At 60.4% G+C, this 19,075-nt stretch carries 14 protein-coding genes, 1 tRNA gene and 1 pseudogene; 1 reads left to right on the top strand and 15 read right to left on the bottom strand.

Annotation, left to right across the window (positions count from 1 at the left end):
• The 4 genes and pseudogenes from FN060_RS23055 to rpsL form a co-directional block, all read right to left on the bottom strand.
• A pseudogene (locus FN060_RS23055) lies at positions 1–79 on the bottom strand (GTP-binding protein); the annotation flags it as partial.
• Positions 80–144: 65 nt separating this feature from the next.
• Positions 145–2,244: an elongation factor G gene (fusA, locus tag FN060_RS04950; protein ID WP_142587110.1), complete on the bottom strand. Its 2,100-nt coding sequence runs from the start codon at positions 2,242–2,244 to the stop codon at positions 145–147.
• Between the two features lie 33 nt (positions 2,245–2,277).
• Positions 2,278–2,748 carry a 30S ribosomal protein S7 gene (rpsG, locus tag FN060_RS04945; protein WP_052638109.1) on the bottom strand — a complete coding sequence of 157 codons (471 nt, stop codon included), beginning with the start codon at positions 2,746–2,748 and terminating at the stop codon, positions 2,278–2,280.
• Between the two features lie 81 nt (positions 2,749–2,829).
• Complete coding sequence (gene rpsL, locus FN060_RS04940; protein WP_003507760.1) at positions 2,830–3,201, bottom strand: 30S ribosomal protein S12; 372 nt, start codon at positions 3,199–3,201, stop codon at positions 2,830–2,832.
• A 486-nt stretch (positions 3,202–3,687) separates the two neighbouring features.
• Here rpsL and FN060_RS04935 point away from each other — a divergent pair, with 486 nt between their 5' ends.
• A complete protein-coding gene (locus FN060_RS04935; RefSeq protein ID WP_052638107.1) occupies positions 3,688–3,984 on the top strand; it encodes a hypothetical protein in 297 nt (98 codons plus the stop codon).
• Positions 3,985–4,043: 59 nt separating this feature from the next.
• Here the strand turns inward: FN060_RS04935 and FN060_RS04930 are convergent, their stop codons facing one another.
• From FN060_RS04930 to tuf, 11 genes are all read right to left on the bottom strand, one after another.
• Complete coding sequence (locus tag FN060_RS04930) at positions 4,044–5,105, bottom strand: cytochrome-c peroxidase (RefSeq protein ID WP_142587108.1); 1,062 nt, start codon at positions 5,103–5,105, stop codon at positions 4,044–4,046.
• Positions 5,106–5,279: 174 nt separating this feature from the next.
• Positions 5,280–9,488: a DNA-directed RNA polymerase subunit beta' gene (gene rpoC / locus FN060_RS04925; RefSeq protein WP_142587106.1), complete on the bottom strand. Its 4,209-nt coding sequence runs from the start codon at positions 9,486–9,488 to the stop codon at positions 5,280–5,282.
• Between the two features lie 188 nt (positions 9,489–9,676).
• On the bottom strand, positions 9,677–13,840 hold the full coding sequence (gene rpoB / locus FN060_RS04920; protein ID WP_077546167.1) for a DNA-directed RNA polymerase subunit beta: 4,164 nt from the start codon (positions 13,838–13,840) through the stop codon (positions 9,677–9,679).
• A gap of 247 nt (positions 13,841–14,087) precedes the next feature.
• Positions 14,088–14,465, bottom strand: coding sequence for a 50S ribosomal protein L7/L12 (rplL, locus tag FN060_RS04915; protein WP_052638101.1), 378 nt, complete (start codon positions 14,463–14,465; stop codon positions 14,088–14,090).
• Between the two features lie 60 nt (positions 14,466–14,525).
• Positions 14,526–15,044: a 50S ribosomal protein L10 gene (gene rplJ / locus FN060_RS04910; RefSeq protein ID WP_077546166.1), complete on the bottom strand. Its 519-nt coding sequence runs from the start codon at positions 15,042–15,044 to the stop codon at positions 14,526–14,528.
• Positions 15,045–15,383: 339 nt separating this feature from the next.
• Entirely contained in the window at positions 15,384–16,079 is a 696-nt protein-coding gene (rplA, locus tag FN060_RS04905) for a 50S ribosomal protein L1 (RefSeq protein ID WP_142587105.1), read from the bottom strand.
• A 2-nt stretch (positions 16,080–16,081) separates the two neighbouring features.
• Positions 16,082–16,513 carry a 50S ribosomal protein L11 gene (gene rplK, locus FN060_RS04900; RefSeq protein WP_052638095.1) on the bottom strand — a complete coding sequence of 144 codons (432 nt, stop codon included), beginning with the start codon at positions 16,511–16,513 and terminating at the stop codon, positions 16,082–16,084.
• A gap of 145 nt (positions 16,514–16,658) precedes the next feature.
• Positions 16,659–17,189 (bottom strand): transcription termination/antitermination protein NusG, encoded by a 531-nt coding sequence (nusG, locus tag FN060_RS04895; protein ID WP_142587103.1) that lies wholly within the window; start codon positions 17,187–17,189, stop codon positions 16,659–16,661.
• A 14-nt stretch (positions 17,190–17,203) separates the two neighbouring features.
• Positions 17,204–17,404 (bottom strand): preprotein translocase subunit SecE, encoded by a 201-nt coding sequence (secE, locus tag FN060_RS04890; protein WP_052638091.1) that lies wholly within the window; start codon positions 17,402–17,404, stop codon positions 17,204–17,206.
• A gap of 191 nt (positions 17,405–17,595) precedes the next feature.
• Positions 17,596–17,671: transfer RNA gene (locus FN060_RS04885), tRNA-Trp, on the bottom strand.
• 220 nt (positions 17,672–17,891) lie between these two features.
• The gene (tuf, locus tag FN060_RS04880) at positions 17,892–19,067 is read right to left on the bottom strand and encodes an elongation factor Tu (RefSeq protein WP_052638114.1); all 1,176 of its coding nucleotides are present in this window, start codon (positions 19,065–19,067) and stop codon (positions 17,892–17,894) included.
• Positions 19,068–19,075: the final 8 nt, after the last annotated feature.

Genomic DNA, 19,075 nt, shown 5'->3' with positions numbered 1-19,075 from the left:
ACGTCTTGCCATGGTCAACGTGACCAATCGTGCCAATGTTGACGTGCGGCTTCGTCCGCTCAAACTTGCTCTTTGCCATTTCCGGCTCTCCGTTCTTTAGCCCCTTGCGGGAGAATGTTCTATGGGTTCAGAGGGATACCCCGGTCACTTCTGACCGGAGTACTTTGCCTGGATTTCCGTTGCCACGTTGGACGGGACCGGAGCGTAGTGGTCGAACACCATCGAGTACTGCGCGCGGCCCTGGCTCATGGAGCGCAGGCTGTCGACGTACTTGAACATGTTCGCAAGCGGCACGTGCGCGTTGATGACAATCGCGATGCCGCGCTGTTCCTGGCCCTGGATCTGGCCACGGCGAGAGTTCAGGTCGCCAATCACGTCGCCGACGTAATCTTCCGGCGTGACAACCTCGACCTTCATCATGGGCTCGAGAAGCTGGGCACCAGCCTTCTTGGCAGCTTCACGGAAGCAGGCACGCGAAGCGATTTCGAAGGCGAGGACCGAAGAGTCGACGTCGTGGAAGGCACCATCGATAAGGGTCGCCTTGACGCCGAGCATCGGGAAGCCAGCCAGCGGACCGGAGGACAGGACGCTCTCGATACCCTTCTGGACACCGGGGATGTATTCCTTCGGAACTGCACCACCGACGATCTTGGATTCGAAGACGAAATCTTCGCCGTCCGGGTTGGGTTCGAAGACGATCTTCACGCGGGCGAACTGGCCGGTACCACCGGACTGCTTCTTGTGCGTGTAGTCTTCTTCCGTCTGGCGCGTGATCGTTTCGCGATAGGCAACCTGCGGAGCACCGACGTTGGCTTCTACCTTGAACTCACGACGCATGCGGTCGACGAGAATGTCGAGGTGAAGCTCACCCATGCCGGCGATGATCGTCTGCCCGGATTCCTGGTCGGTCTTGACGCGGAAGGACGGGTCTTCAGCTGCCAGACGATTGAGCGCGAGGCCCATCTTTTCCTGGTCGCCCTTGGACTTCGGCTCGATCGCGATCTGGATGACCGGCTCTGGGAACTCCATGCGCTCGAGGATGACCGGCTTCAGGGGATCGCAAAGCGTGTCGCCCGTCGTCGTTTCCTTGAGACCAGCCAAGGCAACGATGTCGCCCGCGAAGGCTTCTTCGATGTCTTCACGGCTGTTGGAGTGCATCTGCAGCATGCGGCCGACGCGCTCGCGCTTGTCCTTGACCGTGTTGAGAACCGAAGAGCCCTTCTCGAGCTTGCCGGAGTAGACACGGGTGAAGGTGAGCGAACCGACGAAGGGGTCGTTCATGATCTTGAACGCCAGCATCGAAAGCGGCTCGGAGTCGTCAGCGTGGCGCTCGATCTCGGCTTCGGTCTTGAAGTCGATACCCTTGATCGCCGGAATGTCGAGCGGCGACGGCAGGTAGTCGACAACCGCGTCGAGGAGCGGCTGAACGCCCTTGTTCTTGAACGCGGTACCGCAGAACATCGGGTGGAACTTCACGTCGATCGTGCCACGGCGAACGAGTTCGCGGATCTTGTCGTTGTCCGGCATGTCGCCGTTCAGGTAGGCTTCCATCGCTTCTTCGTCGATCTCGACAACCGTCTCGATCAGCTTCTCGCGATATTCCTCGGCCTTTTCCTTCATGTCGTCCGGGATCTCGACGACATCCCAGGCAGCGCCCAGGGACTCGTCGCGCCAGACGAGCGCGTTCATCTCGATCAGGTCGACAACGCCCTTGAAGTCGCTTTCAGCGCCGATCGGCAGCTGCATGACGACAGCAGTGGCGCCGAGACGGGTCTTGATCATCTCGACCGAGCGGTAGAAGTCGGCGCCGGTCTTGTCCATCTTGTTGCAGAAGATCATGCGCGGAACATGATACTTCTCGGCCTGGCGCCAGACGGTCTCCGTCTGCGGCTCTACGCCCGCATTGGCGTCCAGCAGGGCGATCGCACCGTCGAGAACGCGCAGCGAACGCTCGACTTCAATCGTGAAGTCGACGTGGCCGGGGGTGTCGATGATGTTGAAGCGGCGCATCTTGCCGTCGCGACCCTTCCAGAAGGTCGTGGTGGCAGCGGACGTGATCGTGATGCCGCGCTCCTGCTCCTGCTCCATCCAGTCCATGGTGGCTGCGCCATCGTGAACTTCGCCGATCTTGTGCGACTTGCCCGTGTAATACAGGATGCGCTCGGTCGTCGTGGTCTTGCCGGCGTCGATATGCGCCATGATACCGAAGTTTCGGTAGTCTTCGATTTTATATTCGCGAGCCATAGGACTGCCTTTCGAAATTCGATCGGATGAAGATTACCAGCGGTAATGCGAGAAGGCGCGGTTGGCGTCGGCCATCTTGTGCGTGTCTTCGCGCTTCTTGACGGCGCTGCCACGGTTGTTGGCGGCATCCATCAATTCACCCGAGAGGCGATCGATCATCGTGGTTTCGTTGCGCTTGCGGGCTGCGGCGATGAGCCAGCGGATCGCAAGAGCCTGACGGCGCTCCGGACGAACATCGACCGGAACCTGGTAGGTTGCACCACCGACGCGGCGCGAACGGACTTCGACATGCGGAGCGACGTTGTCGAGAGCCTGGTGGAAGATTGCCAGGGGCTCCTGCTTCGCCTTGTTCTGCACGGAGTCGAACGCACCATAGACAATGCTTTCAGCCACGGACTTCTTGCCGTGGAGCATGATGGCGTTCATGAACTTGGTGACGACCAGATCGCCGAACTTCGGGTCCGGGTTGATCTCACGCTTTTCTGCACTGTGACGTCGGGACATACTTCTCGTCTCTCAAGAGTTGCAGGCGCTTTATCACGCGGAGAACCTCGCGCAGCGCCGAATAGAATGAAATCCGAAGGATTACTTCGGACGCTTCGCACCGTACTTGGAACGGCGCTGCTTGCGGTTCTTGACACCCTGGGTATCGAGGACGCCGCGGATGATGTGGTAGCGAACACCCGGCAAGTCCTTGACGCGGCCGCCGCGGATCATCACCACGGAGTGCTCCTGGAGGTTATGCCCCTCGCCCGGGATATAGCCGATGACTTCGAAGCCATTCGTCAGGCGGATCTTGGCGACCTTACGCAGAGCCGAGTTCGGCTTCTTCGGGGTCGTGGTGTAGACGCGGGTGCAAACGCCGCGCTTCTGCGGATTCTCCTGCAGAGCAGGAACCTTGTTGCGCTTTACCTGTGCCTGACGCGGCTTGCGGATCAGCTGGTTTACGGTAGGCATATAACCATCCCTTGCAAAATCTTCTTCCAAACCCTTTCGGGCCAATCTGATGCCGTCTCCGGCGGCGACACACACATTCATGCGCAAAACGTGGCCCTATCCGAAATCCGGATGGACCACAGAAGGCAGAGGACGCATTCCTCATGCGTCATGCGTGCAGCATTCGTGTCTTCAACGTGCGTCTGGAACCGCGTTTGAGACGTACTCCGGGACGAGTCGTTCCGGACGGACAAGCCTCACGTCGCTTCCGATGGTGGGGCGTTTACTGTTTTAGCCCCTCCCCGTCAAGACCGAGGCGGAAAATAATGGCTTTCAGCCTTCCAAGCGCCGGTCGACGACATAAAGTTAAGACTTCACACCGCATTGCGCAAGCGAGTGGGCGCAGCCCACCGTCGATACTTTGCGAAGGCCCGCGATGCGCCTACCATTCAGCCAACGAGGACTCAAGGTGAGTCCCGCTCGATAAATACCCCAACGGAGTTCAGTATGGTGACCGCCCCCGACAACGATAACAATCTGGAAGGACCAATGGTGTTCATCATCATCGGCAAGGCCTATGAGAGCAAAGACATGCAGGGTATTGACCTGCACATCATGCTGCAGGCGCCGGATGACGATTCCGCCGTACGCGAGGCGCTGAACGCCCTGTCGGAAGAGGGTTTCGTGGAAGCAGACCTGGACCAAATCGGCGTGCTGCAGGAAGTGCCGCTCGAAGAGCCGCATGCTTCCGCCTATCAGGGTGCGCTCGAGGGCGAAGTTGCCATTATCCGTTTTGCCCCATGAATCAGGAGCACCCGCCGGCGCGCCGGCGGGTGCCCAATTCATTCAAGCAGCATTTTCCCTTACTGGGAGGACGGGATGATGCTGATTGGCCTCGGGGTTTCGGCCGTCTCGGCCGGAAGGATCGGATAGGTGATTTCCGGAACCCTGCCTGTCAGCGAATTGAGGAACGCCACGATCAGGTCGATTTCCTCATCGGCGAGATTCTCGCCCAGTTGCGATTCACCCATAATCGCGACCGCCTGCTTCAGATCCCATACCTTGCCTGAGTGGAAGTATGGCGCGGTAACGGCGATGTTGCGCAGGGGCGCTGCGCGGAAGACGTAGGAATCGTCCGCCGTTTCCGTGACCATGAAGCGCCCCTTGTCGTTCTCCGGGAGAACATCGGCGCCGGGTCTTTCGACCAGACCGAAGGGGTAGTAGCCCTCACCACCGACATTGATGCCGGCATGGCAAGCGGTGCAGCCCTTGTCGATGAAAAGAGCCAGACCCTGCTTGGCTTCGGTGGTCATCGCATCGGTGTCGCCATTCAGGAAGGCATCGAAGGGTGCAGGCGTGATGAGCGTCGCCTCGAAGGCTTCTATCGCCTTGGCAAAGTTATCGAAGGTGACCGGATCTTCCTCATCCGGGAAGGCTGCCTTGAACCACGTGACGTAGTCGGGCATCGACTTCAGCATCGCGATGACGTTGTCCGGCGTGTTGGCCATTTCGACTCCAGCCTGGACCGGCCCTTTGGCCTGGGCCTTAAGGTCGTCGGCGCGGCCATCCCAGAACTGGGCGATGTTGAAGACCGCGTTCAGCGCCGTCGGCGAGTTGCGCGGGCCCTTCTGCCAGCCGTGGCCGATCGAAGTCTCCAGGTTGTCGTCTCCGCCCGTCGCCAGGTTATGGCACGAGTTGCACGAGAAGACGCCGGATGCCGAGACACGCGGGTCGAAGAAGAGGGCCTTGCCCAGTTCGATCTTTTCCGGCGTGATCTTGTTGTCCTTGACCGACGGAATCGTCGACGGCAGGGGTTTGAAGAGTTCGAGCGCGGTTTCCCTGAGATCTTCGGGAACCGGTTCGGCCGCGATTGCGGCTGTCGCCAGCAAGACGCCCAGGGCGACTGACGACATGAGCTTTTTCATTTGAGCCTCCGTTCTTGAGTGAACATGACTCAATCTAGAAGGCTTCCAAGGTAGCGCATTGCCATAGGTCAAGACTTCAGCGGTTGCTAATACTCCATCGGCCCCAGAATGCGAAAACGCCCGGCTGAGCCGGGCGTTTTTTGTTTTTCGAACGGATGATTACAACACCACCGATTACTCGGCGGGGGTGTTCTCGCCCGACAGTTCCTGCAGCATCGGCGTTGCGGCCGAAGCACCCGAGCTCTTGCGGCGCTCCTCGAGGATGAGGTCGTCGCGCGCGGTGGCGATACGGCGGATCTGGGTCATGGTGCCGCCCGTACCGGCCGGGATCAGGCGGCCGACGATGACGTTCTCCTTCAGCCCCTGCAGCGTGTCGGTCTTTCCGGCGATCGCCGCTTCCGTGAGAACCTTGGTGGTCTCCTGGAAGGATGCGGCCGAGATGAACGACGGCGTCTGCAGCGAAGCCTTGGTGATGCCGAGCAGGACAGGTTCGCCCGAGGCCGGCTTCTTGCCTTCCTCGACCAGCTGGTCGTTGACGTCGTCCAGTTCAATCCGGTCGACATTGTCCCCGACAATATACTGGCTGTCGCCCGCATCGGTGATTTCCACCTTCTGCAGCATCTGACGGACGATCACCTCGATGTGCTTGTCGTTGATGACAACGCCTTGCAGTCGGTAGACTTCCTGGATCTCGTTGACGAGGTAGGAAGCCAGAGCTTCCACGCCCTTGATCGCCAGGATGTCGTGCGGCGCAGGATTGCCGTCGAGGATGTAGTCACCCTTCTCGATGTAGTCGCCATCCTGAAGATGGAAGGGCTTGCCCTTCGGGATCAGGTACTCGACCGGCTCGACACCATCTTCGGCAGGCTCGATCATCACGCGACGCTTGTTCTTGTAGTCGCGGCCGAGGCGGATCGTACCATCGATCTCTGCGATGATGGCGTGATCCTTCGGACGACGAGCCTCGAACAGCTCGGCAACGCGCGGCAGACCACCGGTGATGTCCTTGGTCTTGGCGCTTTCCATCGGAACACGCGCGAGGACGTCACCCTGGCTGACCTTCTGGCCGGGCTCGACGGACAGGATCGCGTCGACCGACAGCATGAAGCGGGCTTCGCCACCACGGGCGAGCTTCATGATGTTGCCGGATGCATCCTTGATGACGATCGCAGGCTTCAGGTCGGTACCGCGCGGCGTCGACCGCCAGTCGATGACCTGACGCTTGGTAATGCCGGTCGATTCGTCGGTCGATTCGGAGACGGAGATCGAATCGACCACGTCTTCGAACTGAACGGTGCCTTCGACTTCCGTCATCATCGGGCGGGTGTAAGGATCCCACTCGGCCAGACGCTGGCCGCGCTTGACCTTGTCGCCATCGTCGACGAACAGCTTGGAGCCGTAAGCCACCCGCTGCGAAGAACGCTCAACCCCGCGCTCGTCCAGAATGGTGATGGCCATGTTGCGGCCCATCGCCACCAGAACACCTTCCGAGTTGCGGAGGATGTTGCGGTTCTTGATCTGGACGGTGCCCTCGTAGGAGGCTTCGAGGAACGACTGGTCAACCACCGTTGCCGTGCCACCCAAGTGGAACGTACGCATGGTGAGCTGCGTGCCCGGTTCACCGATCGACTGTGCAGCGATGACGCCGACGGCCTCGCCCATGTTGACCGGCGTACCGCGTGCAAGGTCACGGCCGTAGCAGACCGAGCAGACACCCGTCTGGACTTCGCAGGTCAGCGCCGAACGGATGCGGATCGACTGGATACCAGCCTTCTCGATCTCGATGACATCGGGCTCGAGGATCATCTTGCCGGCATCAACGATCCGCTCACCCGTGACCGGATGATCGATGTCGTCAAGCGCCGTACGACCGAGGATGCGGGCTCCCAGCGACGCCACGACCTGGCCGGCATCGACGATGGCCGTCATCGTGAGGCCCCTCTCGGTGCCGCAATCGACCATGTTGACGATGCAGTCCTGCGCAACGTCGACGAGACGGCGGGTCAGGTAACCCGAGTTCGCCGTTTTCAAGGCGGTGTCTGCGAGACCCTTACGGGCGCCGTGCGTCGAGTTGAAGTACTCGTTCACGGTCAGGCCTTCCTTGAAGTTCGAGATGATCGGCGTCTCGATGATCTCGCCCGACGGCTTGGCCATCAGGCCACGCATACCGCCCAACTGGCGCATCTGGTTCGGAGAACCACGAGCACCCGAGTGCGACATCATGTAGATGGCGTTCATCGGCTTCTGGCGGTTGGTTTCCGGATCGAACTCGACAGCCTTGATGCGGGCCATCATGTCTTCGGCAACCTTCTCGGTCGCCTTGCCCCAGGCGTCGACGACCTTGTTGTACTTCTCGCCCTGAGTGATCAGGCCGTCGTTGTACTGCTGCTCGTATTCCTTCACCAGAGCTTCAGTGTCACCGACGATCTTCACCTTGGTTTCAGGGATGATCATATCATCCTTGCCGAAGGAGATGCCGGCCTTGCAGGCATTGGTGAAGCCGAGCTGCATGATGCGGTCGCAGAAGATCACCGTGTCCTTCTGGCCGCAGTGACGGTAGACCGTGTCGATCATCTTGGAGATGTTCTTCTTGGTCATTTCCTGGTTGCAGATGTCGAAGGGTACGTTCGGGTTCTTCGGCAGAAGCTCACCGATGATCATGCGGCCAGGGGTCGTCTCGTAGATCTTCGAGACAGGCTTGCCGTTCTCGTCGACCGTCTTGAAGCGGCCCTTGATCTTGGCATGCAGGGTGACGACCTTGTTCTCCAGAGCGTGGTGCAGTTCGCCCATGTCGGAGAAGGCCATGCCTTCGCCCGGCTCGTTCTGGTTCTGGATCGACAGGTAGTAGAGGCCGAGAACCATGTCCTGCGACGGAACGATGATCGGGGCGCCGTTCGCCGGATGCAGGATGTTGTTCGTCGACATCATCAGCACGCGGGCTTCGAGCTGAGCCTCGAGCGACAGCGGCACGTGAACGGCCATCTGGTCACCGTCGAAGTCGGCGTTGAAGGCGGTGCAGACGAGCGGGTGCAGCTGGATAGCCTTGCCTTCGACCAGGATCGGTTCGAAGGCCTGGATGCCCAGGCGGTGCAGCGTCGGCGCGCGATTCAGGAGGACCGGATGCTCGCGGATGACCTCGTCGAGGATATCCCAGACTTCCGGCTTCTCCTTTTCGACCAGCTTCTTGGCCTGCTTGACGGTCGAGGAGTAACCCTTTGCGTCGAGACGGGCATAGATGAAAGGCTTGAAGAGCTCGAGCGCCATCTTCTTCGGCAGGCCGCACTGGTGCAGCTTGAGTTCCGGACCGGTCACGATGACGGAACGGCCGGAGTAGTCGACGCGCTTGCCGAGAAGGTTCTGGCGGAAGCGGCCCTGCTTGCCCTTCAGCATGTCGGAGAGCGACTTCAGCGGACGCTTGTTGGCGCCGGTGATGACGCGGCCACGACGGCCGTTGTCGAACAGCGCGTCCACAGATTCCTGCAGCATGCGCTTTTCGTTGCGGATGATGATGCCCGGGGCGCGCAGTTCGATCAGGCGCTTCAGACGGTTATTACGGTTGATGACGCGACGATAGAGATCGTTCAGATCAGAGGTCGCGAAGCGGCCGCCATCGAGCGGAACGAGCGGACGCAGGTCCGGCGGGATCACCGGCACAACCTTCATGATCATCCATTCCGGACGATTGCCGGACTCGATGAAGTTCTCGACGATCTTCAGCCGCTTCATCAGCTTCTTCTGCTTCAGATCCGACGTGGTGTCGGCAAGCTCGGAGCGCAGATCACCGGCGATCTTGTCGAGGTTCATGGAGGCGAGCATCTCGTAGATTGCCTCGGCACCGATCATGGCGGTGAACTGATCTTCGCCGAACTCGTCGACGGCGATCATGTACTCCTCTTCGGAAAGGAGCTGGTTCTCCTTCAGAGACGTCAGGCCCGGCTCCGTCACGATGTAGTTCTCGAAATAGAGAACGCGCTCGACATCCTTCAGCGTCATGTCGAGCAGCGTCGAGATGCGCGACGGAAGAGACTTCAGGAACCAGATATGGGCAACCGGAGCGGCGAGCTCGATATGGCCCATGCGCTCGCGACGAACGCGCGACAGCGTGACTTCGACGCCGCACTTTTCGCAGATGATGCCCTTGTACTTCATGCGCTTGTACTTGCCGCACAGGCACTCGTAGTCCTTGATCGGGCCAAAGATGCGCGCGCAGAAGAGACCGTCGCGCTCGGGCTTGAACGTACGGTAGTTGATGGTCTCCGGCTTTTTGATTTCGCCGTAGGACCAGGAGAGAATCTTCTCGGGGCTCGCGATCGAGATACGGATCGAATCGAAGTGCTGTGCCGGCACCTGCGGGTTGAAAAGATTCATGACCTCTTGGTTCATGCCTATCTCCTTACGGGGCAAACGCCCTCAACTTGCGATCATGACCTTCCCAATTCCCGGGACGGAAGGTCTGTCGCTCAAAATGGTCATAGCCGCAGAATGCGGCGAAACTTCCCCTGCCCTTTCAGCCCTGGCCGAACGGGAGGAGAGCGGCGCGCGCCAGCCTGTAGCGCGCGCCCTGTCGGAGATTATTCGGCCGCGTCCGGCAACTGGCCTGCCTCGGCGTCAAGCTTCGAGTTTTCGAGCTCGACGGAGAGACCAAGCGAGCGCATTTCCTTGACGAGAACGTTGAAGCTCTCCGGAATGCCGGCCTCGAACGTGTCGTCGCCGCGGACGATCGCTTCGTAGACCTTGGTACGACCAGCCACGTCGTCCGACTTCACGGTCAGCATTTCCTGCAGCGTGTAGGCGGCGCCGTAAGCCTCGAGAGCCCAGACCTCCATTTCCCCGAAGCGCTGACCGCCGAACTGCGCCTTGCCGCCCAGCGGCTGCTGCGTCACGAGCGAGTACGGACCGATCGAACGGGCGTGGATCTTGTCGTCCACGAGGTGGTTCAGCTTGATCATGTACATGTAGCCGACGGTCACCTTTCGGTCGAAGGCTTCACCCGTACGTCCGTCGTAGAGGACGGACTGGCCCGAAGAATCGAGACCTGCCTTGCGCAGCATGTTCGAAACGTCAGCTTCATGCGCACCATCGAAGACCGGAGTGGCGATCGAAACACCGCGCTTGGACTGCTCGGCGAGCCGAACGAGCGAGTCATCGTCGAAGCTTGCGACTTCGTCGTTGGCCACGCTGGCATACACGTCCTTCAGCTCACGCTTCAGGTCGCTGATGTCGTTCGACTTCTTGTACTCCTCGAGCATTTCGCCGATGCGCTTGCCCATACCGGCGCAAGCCCAGGCGAGGTGCGTCTCGAGGATCTGGCCGACGTTCATGCGCGACGGCACGCCGAGCGGGTTCAGGACGATGTCGACATGCGTACCGTCTTCGAGGAACGGCATGTCCTCGACCGGAACGATGCGCGACACGACGCCCTTGTTGCCGTGACGGCCGGCCATCTTGTCGCCCGGCTGGATCTTGCGCTTCACAGCGACGAAGACCTTGACCATCTTCATGACGCCCGGGGGCATTTCGTCACCGCGCTGGACCTTCTCGACCTTGTCCATGAAGCGCTGTTCAAGGCGCGACTTGGATTCGTCGTATTGTCCACGCAGGGCTTCGATCTCGCCCTGGACCTTCTCGTCCTCGACCGCGAACATCCACCACTGCGACCGCGGGTACTCCGAGACGACGTCGTTGCTGAGCTCGACGCCCTTTTTGAAGCCCTTCGGGCCGGCGACGGACTTCTGGCCACGCAGCATGTCGATCAGGCGGCCGTAGACATTACGGTCGAGGATCGCCTGCTCGTCGTCGCGGTCCTTGGCGAGCTGCTCGATCTCCTCGCGCTCGATCGCCATTGCGCGTTCGTCCTTCTCGACGCCGTGACGGTTGAAGACACGTACTTCGACAACGGTGCCGAAGGTGCCCGGCGGCATGCGCATGGAGGTGTCGCGAACGTCCGATGCCTTCTCGCCGAAGATGGCGCGCAGAAGCTTTTCTTCAGGCGTCATCGGGCTTTCACCCTTCGGCGTGATCTTGCCGACGAGAATATCGCCCGGCTGCACCTCGGCACCGATGTAGACGATGCCGGCTTCATCGAGGTTCTTCAGCGCTTCTTCCGATACGTTCGGAATGTCGCGGGTGATTTCTTCCGGACCAAGCTTGGTGTCACGCGCCATCACTTCGAATTCCTCGATGTGGATGGAGGTGAACACGTCGTCGGACACGATGCGCTCGGAGAGCAGGATCGAGTCTTCGTAGTTGTAGCCATTCCAGGGCATGAACGCGACGAGCGCGTTACGGCCGAGGGCCAGATCGCCGAGGTCGGTCGAGGGACCGTCCGCGATGATGTCGCCCTTGTTCAGAACGTCACCGACGGCAACCAGCGGGCGCTGGTTGACGCAGGTGTTCTGGTTCGAACGCTGGAACTTCTGCAGGCGATAGATATCGACGCCGGAACGGCCGGCCTCGAGATCTTCCGTGGCGCGAATGACGATACGCGTCGCGTCGACTTGGTCGACCACGCCGCCACGACGCGCCGCGATGGCAGCGCCGGAGTCACGCGCGACGACCGGCTCCATGCCGGTACCGACGAACGGCGCTTCGGCACGGACCAGCGGCACGGCCTGACGCTGCATGTTCGAGCCCATGAGAGCGCGGTTGGCGTCGTCGTTTTCGAGGAACGGAATGAGAGCGGCGGCAACCGAGACGAGCTGCTTCGGCGAGACGTCCATCAGGTTGATGGTGTCGCGCGGAGCGAGCATGACTTCACCGGCGTGACGGCAGACGACGAATTCCTCCACGAAGGAACCATCGCTCGTCAGTTCCGCATTCGCCTGCGCAACGTAGTACTTCGCCTCTTCCATGGCGGAGAGGTAGAGCACGTCGTTGGTGACCTTGCCGTCGACGATCTTGCGGTACGGGCTTTCGATGAAGCCGTACTTGTTGACGCGGGCGAAGGTCGCAAGCGAATTGATCAGACCGATGTTCGGGCCTTCCGGCGTCTCGATCGGGCAGATGCGGCCGTAGTGGGTCGGGTGAACGTCGCGGACCTCGAAGCCTGCACGCTCGCGGGTCAGACCACCCGGGCCAAGAGCCGAGAGACGGCGCTTGTGGGTGATTTCCGAAAGCGGGTTCACCTGGTCCATGAACTGCGACAGCTGAGAGGAGCCGAAGAATTCGCGGACGGCGGCAGCAGCCGGCTTGGCGTTGATCAGGTCCTGCGGCATGACGGTGTCGATCTCGATCGACGACATGCGCTCCTTGATCGCACGCTCCATGCGGAGCAGGCCGAGACGGTACTGGTTCTCCATCAGCTCGCCGACGGAACGAACACGACGGTTGCCGAGGTTGTCGATGTCGTCGATCTCGCCCTTGCCGTCACGCAGTTCGACCAGCATCTTGACCACGGCCAGGATGTCTTCCTTGCGAAGCGTGCGGACGGTGTCCGGAGCGTCGAGGTCGAGACGCATGTTCATCTTCACGCGGCCAACCGCGGAGAGGTCGTAGCGCTCCGCATCGAAGAACAGCGAGTTGAACATGGCTTCGGCCGATTCCATGGTCGGCGGCTCGCCCGGACGCATGACGCGGTAGATATCGAAGAGCGCTTCCTGACGGTTCTCGTTCTTGTCCGCGACAAGCGTGTTGCGGATATAGGCACCGACGTTGATGTGGTCGATGTCGAGGATCGGGATCTCGGTAAAGCCGAGGGCCATCAGGTCCACCAGGTTGCCCTTGCGTTCGCCGGACTTGGCATCGACTGCCATCTCCAACTCTTCGCCGGCTTCCATGTAAACTTCGCCCGTTTCCGGGTTGACGATGTCTTCAGCAACAAAGTTGCCGACGAGGTCTTCGTCGCTGGCGCGGAGGGCCTTCAGACCCTTGTCGGTCAACTGACGAAGGAGGCGCGGCGTGAGCTTCTTGCCGGCTTCCACGACCACTTCGCCGGTGTCGGCGTCGATCATGTCGGACAGAGCCTTGGCGCCCTTCAGCGTCTCGGGCTGGAACGGAATCCGCCAGCCGTCGCCGTCACGGACGTAGTCGGACTTCGTGTAGAAGGTCGACAGGATCTCTTCGCCGTCCATGCCGAGCGCCATCAGCAGCGACGTCGCCGGAATCTTGCGGCGGCGGTCGATACGGGCGTAGACGATGTCCTTGGCGTCAAACTCGATGTCGAGCCAGGAACCACGGTACGGAATCACGCGGGCAGCGAAGAGCAGCTTGCCGGAAGAATGGCTCTTGCCCTTGTCGTGGTCAAAGAAGACGCCCGGCGAACGGTGCATCTGCGAGACGATGACGCGCTCGGTGCCGTTCACGATGAACGTACCGTTGTCGGTCATGAGCGGCATGTCGCCCATGTACACGGACTGTTCCTTGATGTCCTTGATGGACTTCGCGCCGGTATCCTCGTCGATATCGAACACGATCAGACGAAGCGTCACCTTCAGCGGCGCTGCATAGGTGAGATCGCGCTGGCGGCACTCCTCGACGTCGAACTTCGGCGGCTCGAATTCATAGGAGACGAATTCAAGCATCGAGGCGCCGGAAAAGTCGGTGATCGGGAACACCGACCGGAAGACTGCGTTCAGACCTTCGTCCGGACGGCCACCTTCTGGCTCTTCCACCATGAGGAACTGATCGTAGGACGCCTTCTGAACCTCGATGAGGTTCGGCATCTCAGTGACTTCGGGGATCTTACCAAAAAACTTGCGTACGCGCCTGCGACCATTGAACGTAAGGGTCTGAGCCATCGTCGCTCCTTCAAAAATGCATCCGGGCCTACAACGGACGGGATTCGCTGGCCAGTCGATCCCGTCAACATGGGTGTCAAACTCGTCCCGCTTTTCGAACTGCCGGCCGGATTGCCGAGCCTTTCGAACGGGGACCATCCTCTTGAGAACCCATTACCCAAAAGCCGTTTCACGGGCTTTTGGGTAATAAGTTCAGGGGAATGAGCGATGGGAGAGGACTGTCGTCCCCTCCCGCCGTATTCCGATATTACTTAACGTCGACCTTGGCGCCGGCGTCCTCAAGCTTCTTCTTGAGGTCAGCAGCTTCAGCCTTGGAAACGCCTTCCTTGACAGCCTTCGGAGCGCCTTCGACGAGGTCCTTGGCTTCCTTGAGGCCGAGGCCGGTGATGCCGCGGACTTCCTTGATGACGTTGATCTTGTTGGCGCCGGCATCGGTGAGGATGACGTCGAACTCGGTCTTTTCTTCTTCGGCAGCAGCCGGAGCAGCACCACCGCCAGCAGCAGCAACAGCTACCGGAGCAGCGGCAGAAACGCCCCACTTTTCTTCGAGCATCTTGGACAGCTCGGCAGCTTCCAGGACGGTCAGCGAGGAGAGGTCTTCAACGATCTTTGCGAGATCAGCCATTTTCGTATTTCCTTTTGTGTTCGGTTCGAACTGGTTCGATAATTACAGCGAAAAACCGCCTTACGCGGCTTCGTCCTTCTTTGCGTAGGCCGCAAACACGCGAGCAAGCTGAGCTGCCGGTGCCTGAACAACCCCAGCGATACGCGTCGCCGGCGTCTGGATCATGCCCAGCAGCTTTGCGCGCAGCTCGTCCAGCGAAGGCAGGGTCGCAAGCGACTTGACTGCATCGGCGCTGAGCGTGGTTGCTCCCATGGAGCCGCCCAGGACAACGATCTTGTCGTTGGTCTTGGCGAAATCCATGACGACCTTCGGAGCGGTGATGGGATCTTCGCTGTAAGCGATGAGCGTCTGACCCTTGAACAGGTCCGACATCCCTTCCGACTCCGTGCCCTGAAGAGCGATCTTGGCCAGACGGTTCTTCGCGACTTTGACGGTGCCGCCAGCAGCGCGCATCTTCGAACGAAAATCGTTCATCTGCGCAACTGTGACACCAGCATAGTGGGCCACGACAACCGAACCGGAAGCCTTGAAGACTTCGTTCAGCTCCGTGACAAATTCGCGCTTTTCCGCTCTTTCCACTGTCTGTCTCCAGTTGACGGGACCGCAATCCTGCAGGCCCCATCGGTTTGCCTTTGCCCCAAGGGATCTCTTAATCAAGATCCCAAGCGACGCTTGAGGATCCTGTCCCCCCGCACTGTCGCCGAAGCGGCTCCAGGCACAAGGCACACAAGGCTCGAACCGAACATCCAGACGCGAAGTCTGCGATGAAATCCGTTCTTACCCGTCTCATGCAGGCAAAGTGATTAAGGATGAACCACCTGCAATCTCGGACAGGAAATCCAGGTTTCCCTGGACATTCCCGGCCCCAAAGGACCGGGAATTCTTAGCCGGAGCCGCAAGCGGCCCCGCTTGTTCGTCTCAGGCCGTAACCGTCGACGGATCGATCTTGACGCCCGGACCCATGGTCGAGGAGATCGCCACGCGCTTGACGTAGTTACCCTTGGCGCCGGCCGGCTTTGCCTTGATCACGGCGTCAGCGAAAGCCTTGATGTTCTCTTCGAGGGCCTTGGCGTCGAAGGAGGCCTTGCCGATGCCGGCATGAACGATACCAGCCTTTTCGACGCGGAACTCGACAGCGCCGCCCTTGGACGCCTTGACGGCACCCGTGACGTCCATGGTGACGGTCCCGACCTTCGGGTTCGGCATCATGCCACGTGGCCCAAGAACCTTACCGAGACGACCGACGAGCGGCATCATGTCCGGCGTGGCGATGCAGCGATCGAAGTCGATCTTGCCACCCTGGACGATTTCCAGCAGGTCTTCCGCACCGACGATGTCGGCGCCGGCTGCCTTGGCTTCGTCAGCCTTGGCACCACGAGCGAAGACGGCGACGCGGACGTCACGGCCCGTGCCGTTCGGCAGGTTGACGACGCCGCGGACCATCTGGTCGGCGTGACGCGGATCGACGCCGAGGTTCATGGCGATCTCGATGGTTTCGTCGAACTTGGCGACTGCCCGTTCCTTGACGAGGGAAATCGCATCCGACAGCGCGACCAGCTTGGTCGGATCGATGCCTTCGCGGATCTTCTGAATACGCTTTGCGAGCTTAGCCATGATCAAGCCACCACTTCCAGGCCCATGGAGCGGGCGGAGCCCTCGACCATTGCCATTGCGCCTTCGATGTCGGCTGCGTTGAGATCCTTCATCTTGGCCTCGGCGATCGTACGCACCTGGGCCTTGGTGATCGTGCCGGCCTTGCCGCCCTTGCCGGGCGTCTTCGAACCGGACTGAATCTTCGCTTCCTTCTTCAGCCAGTAGGTCACCGGCGGCTGCTTCATCGCGAAGGTGAAGGACTTATCCTGGTAATAGGTGATGACGCACGGAATCGGCATCCCCTTTTCCATTTCCTGCGTGGCGGCATTGAACGCCTTGCAGAATTCCATGATGTTAATGCCACGCTGACCAAGTGCGGGACCAATCGGCGGGGACGGGTTTGCCGATCCTGCCTTGACCTGCAGCTTGAGCTGGCCTGCAACTTTCTTAGCCATTTCTCTCTGCCTTTCTACTCTGACCGGTGTCCCGGCCAATGACTGCCGGCAAGGCCGGCGGCTGCGGTTGCGTGGTCGGATCGGTTAAGGCCCGGCTTCAGGCCGCCGTCTCCCACGCGGTTCGGAGAGTTGCCCCTCCTTGCGATCAGACCTTCTCGACCTGAGCGTATTCCAGTTCAACCGGGGTCGCGCGACCAAAGATCGAAACCTCGACCTTGAGGCGCGAGCGCTCCTCGTCGACATCCTGCACGGTGCCGTTGAACGAAGCGAACGGACCGTCGGATACCCGAACCTGCTCGCCGATTTCGAAGCTGATCGAGGACTTGGGACGCTCGACGCCTTCCTGGACCTGGCCCAGGATGCGCTCGGCCTCGAAATCCGGGATCGGGACCGGCTTCGAATCGGACCCAAGGAAACCCGTCACCTTCGGCGTGTTCTTGATCAGATGGTAGGCTTCGTCAGTCAGGTTCGCCCGCACCAGCACATAGCCGGGGAAGAACTTGCGCTCCGAATCGACCTTGCGGCCGCGACGAACCTCCACCACCTTCTCGGTTGGCACCAGGATCTTTTCGAACAGATGATCAAGGCCCTTCTGGCGCGCCTTGTTCTCGATGTCCTCGGCAACCTTCTTCTCAAAATTCGAATATGCGTGGACGATGTACCAACGCGCCGCCATCTTCATCTCCACAATCAATTGCCGATGTTCAGCACAAGGCCGATCAGCCAGCCGATAAGCTGGTCAGCAGCAAAGAAAAACAGCGCAGCGAATATGACCATCAGCAGGACCATCGCAGTGGAGATCATCGTCTCCCGGCGCGAAGGCCAGGTAATCTTGGAGGCCTCGGAGCGAACCTGCTGCAGAAACTGTACTGGGTTGGTCTTGGAAGCCATCGATGTCCACGCCATTACGGCACGTAAAGCTGATCTCGCTCAGCCCCACGCACCGCGTGTCTGTTTTGCCCTACATAGACTCCCATTCCCGCTTTCACAAGAGGGAATCGATGTCCGATGAAATTCGCCAGCCGCACGACCGGCAGCCCCGCCCTTCGACGCCGCCGCGACGGTCCGCGCAGCGGAAGGACTGGCAGGGGCAGCCGGGCTTGAACCGACGACCTGCGGTTTTGGAGACCGCCGCTCTACCAACTGAGCTATACCCCTTGATCATCCCCGCGGCGCATCGTGCCGCCGGAACAGGCGGGTTAATATTCAACTTGCGTGGCAATGACAAGCATTATTCGCGGCAAAAAGCCCCTGCCCCGGACTTTCTTCCCTGGCCCGAGGTCACCGCCCGGTGAAGCACCTCGCGCAGCCCGCCCCAACGAAAAAAGCCCCGCCGTTGCTGGCGGGGCTTTCGTATTTCCCGTGAGGGAAAGGTCGATTACTCGATGATCGAGGCGACGATGCCGGCGCCGACGGTGCGGCCGCCTTCGCGGATAGCGAAGCGCAGCTTTTCTTCCATCGCGATCGGAACGATCAGCTCGACGTCAACCGTGACGTTGTCGCCGGGCATGACCATTTCCGTGCCTTCCGGAAGCGTCACGATACCCGTCACATCCGTCGTGCGGAAGTAGAACTGCGGACGGTAGTTCGTGAAGAACGGCGTATGACGGCCGCCCTCTTCCTTCGTCAGGATGTAGGCTTCTGCCTTGAACTTCTTGTGCGGCTTGACCGAACCTGGCTTGCAGAGAACCTGGCCACGCTCGATGCCGTTGCGGTCGACACCGCGAAGCAGCGCGCCGATGTTGTCGCCGGCCTGGCCCTGGTCGAGCAGCTTGCGGAACATTTCAACGCCGGTGCAGGTCGTCTTCGTCGTCGGACGGATGCCGACGATCTCGATTTCCTCACCGACCTTGATGACGCCGCGCTCGACGCGACCCGTGGCAACCGTGCCGCGGCCCGAGATCGAGAACACGTCTTCGACCGGCATCAGGAAGGGCTGGTCGATCGGGCGCTCAGGCGTCGGGATGTAAGCGTCGACAGCAGCCATCAGCTCGCGGATCGCGTCTTCGCCGATCTTCTTGTCCGAATCTTCCAGGGCAGCAAGAGCCGAGCCCTTGACGACCGGAATGTCGTCGCCAGGGAAGTCGTAGGACGACAGGAGTTCGCGAACTTCCAGCTCGACGAGCTCGAGAAGTTCTGCGTCGTCGACCTGGTCGACCTTGTTGAGGAAGACGACGATCGCCGGAACGCCAACCTGACGGGCAAGCAGGATGTGCTCGCGGGTCTGCGGCATCGGGCCGTCGGCAGCCGAGCAGACCAGGATCGCGCCGTCCATCTGGGCAGCACCGGTGATCATGTTCTTCACGTAGTCGGCGTGGCCGGGGCAGTCGACGTGCGCATAGTGACGGTTGGCCGTCTCGTACTCGACGTGGGCCGTCGAAATCGTGATGCCGCGCGCCTTCTCTTCAGGAGCGGCGTCGATCTGGTCATACGCCTTGAACTCGCCGAAGTACTTCGTGATCGCTGCCGTCAGCGACGTCTTGCCATGGTCAACGTGACCAATCGTGCCAATGTTGACGTGCGGCTTCGTCCGCTCAAACTTGCTCTTTGCCATTGAATGCT

The organism is Pseudorhizobium halotolerans (assembly GCF_902153235.2).
GTDB classification, from domain to species: Bacteria; Pseudomonadota; Alphaproteobacteria; order Rhizobiales; family Rhizobiaceae; genus Neorhizobium; species Neorhizobium flavum.
This window is presented reverse-complemented; position numbering and strand designations above follow the sequence as displayed.

Coding starts and splice junctions, on each gene's coding strand:
- FN060_RS04935 (WP_052638107.1), top strand. CDS start 3,688: ATGGTGACCGCCCCCGACAACGATAACAATCTGGAAGGACCAATGGTG.
- rpsG (WP_052638109.1), bottom strand. CDS start 2,748: ATGTCCCGACGTCACAGTGCAGAAAAGCGTGAGATCAACCCGGACCCG.
- rpoC (WP_142587106.1), bottom strand. CDS start 9,488: ATGAACCAAGAGGTCATGAATCTTTTCAACCCGCAGGTGCCGGCACAG.
- rplK (WP_052638095.1), bottom strand. CDS start 16,513: ATGGCTAAGAAAGTTGCAGGCCAGCTCAAGCTGCAGGTCAAGGCAGGA.
- fusA (WP_142587110.1), bottom strand. CDS start 2,244: ATGGCTCGCGAATATAAAATCGAAGACTACCGAAACTTCGGTATCATG.
- rplL (WP_052638101.1), bottom strand. CDS start 14,465: ATGGCTGATCTCGCAAAGATCGTTGAAGACCTCTCCTCGCTGACCGTC.
- rpsL (WP_003507760.1), bottom strand. CDS start 3,201: ATGCCTACCGTAAACCAGCTGATCCGCAAGCCGCGTCAGGCACAGGTA.
- secE (WP_052638091.1), bottom strand. CDS start 17,404: ATGGCTTCCAAGACCAACCCAGTACAGTTTCTGCAGCAGGTTCGCTCC.
- FN060_RS04930 (WP_142587108.1), bottom strand. CDS start 5,105: ATGAAAAAGCTCATGTCGTCAGTCGCCCTGGGCGTCTTGCTGGCGACA.
- rplA (WP_142587105.1), bottom strand. CDS start 16,079: ATGGCTAAGCTCGCAAAGCGTATTCAGAAGATCCGCGAAGGCATCGAT.
- rpoB (WP_077546167.1), bottom strand. CDS start 13,840: ATGGCTCAGACCCTTACGTTCAATGGTCGCAGGCGCGTACGCAAGTTT.
- tuf (WP_052638114.1), bottom strand. CDS start 19,067: ATGGCAAAGAGCAAGTTTGAGCGGACGAAGCCGCACGTCAACATTGGC.
- nusG (WP_142587103.1), bottom strand. CDS start 17,189: ATGGCGGCGCGTTGGTACATCGTCCACGCATATTCGAATTTTGAGAAG.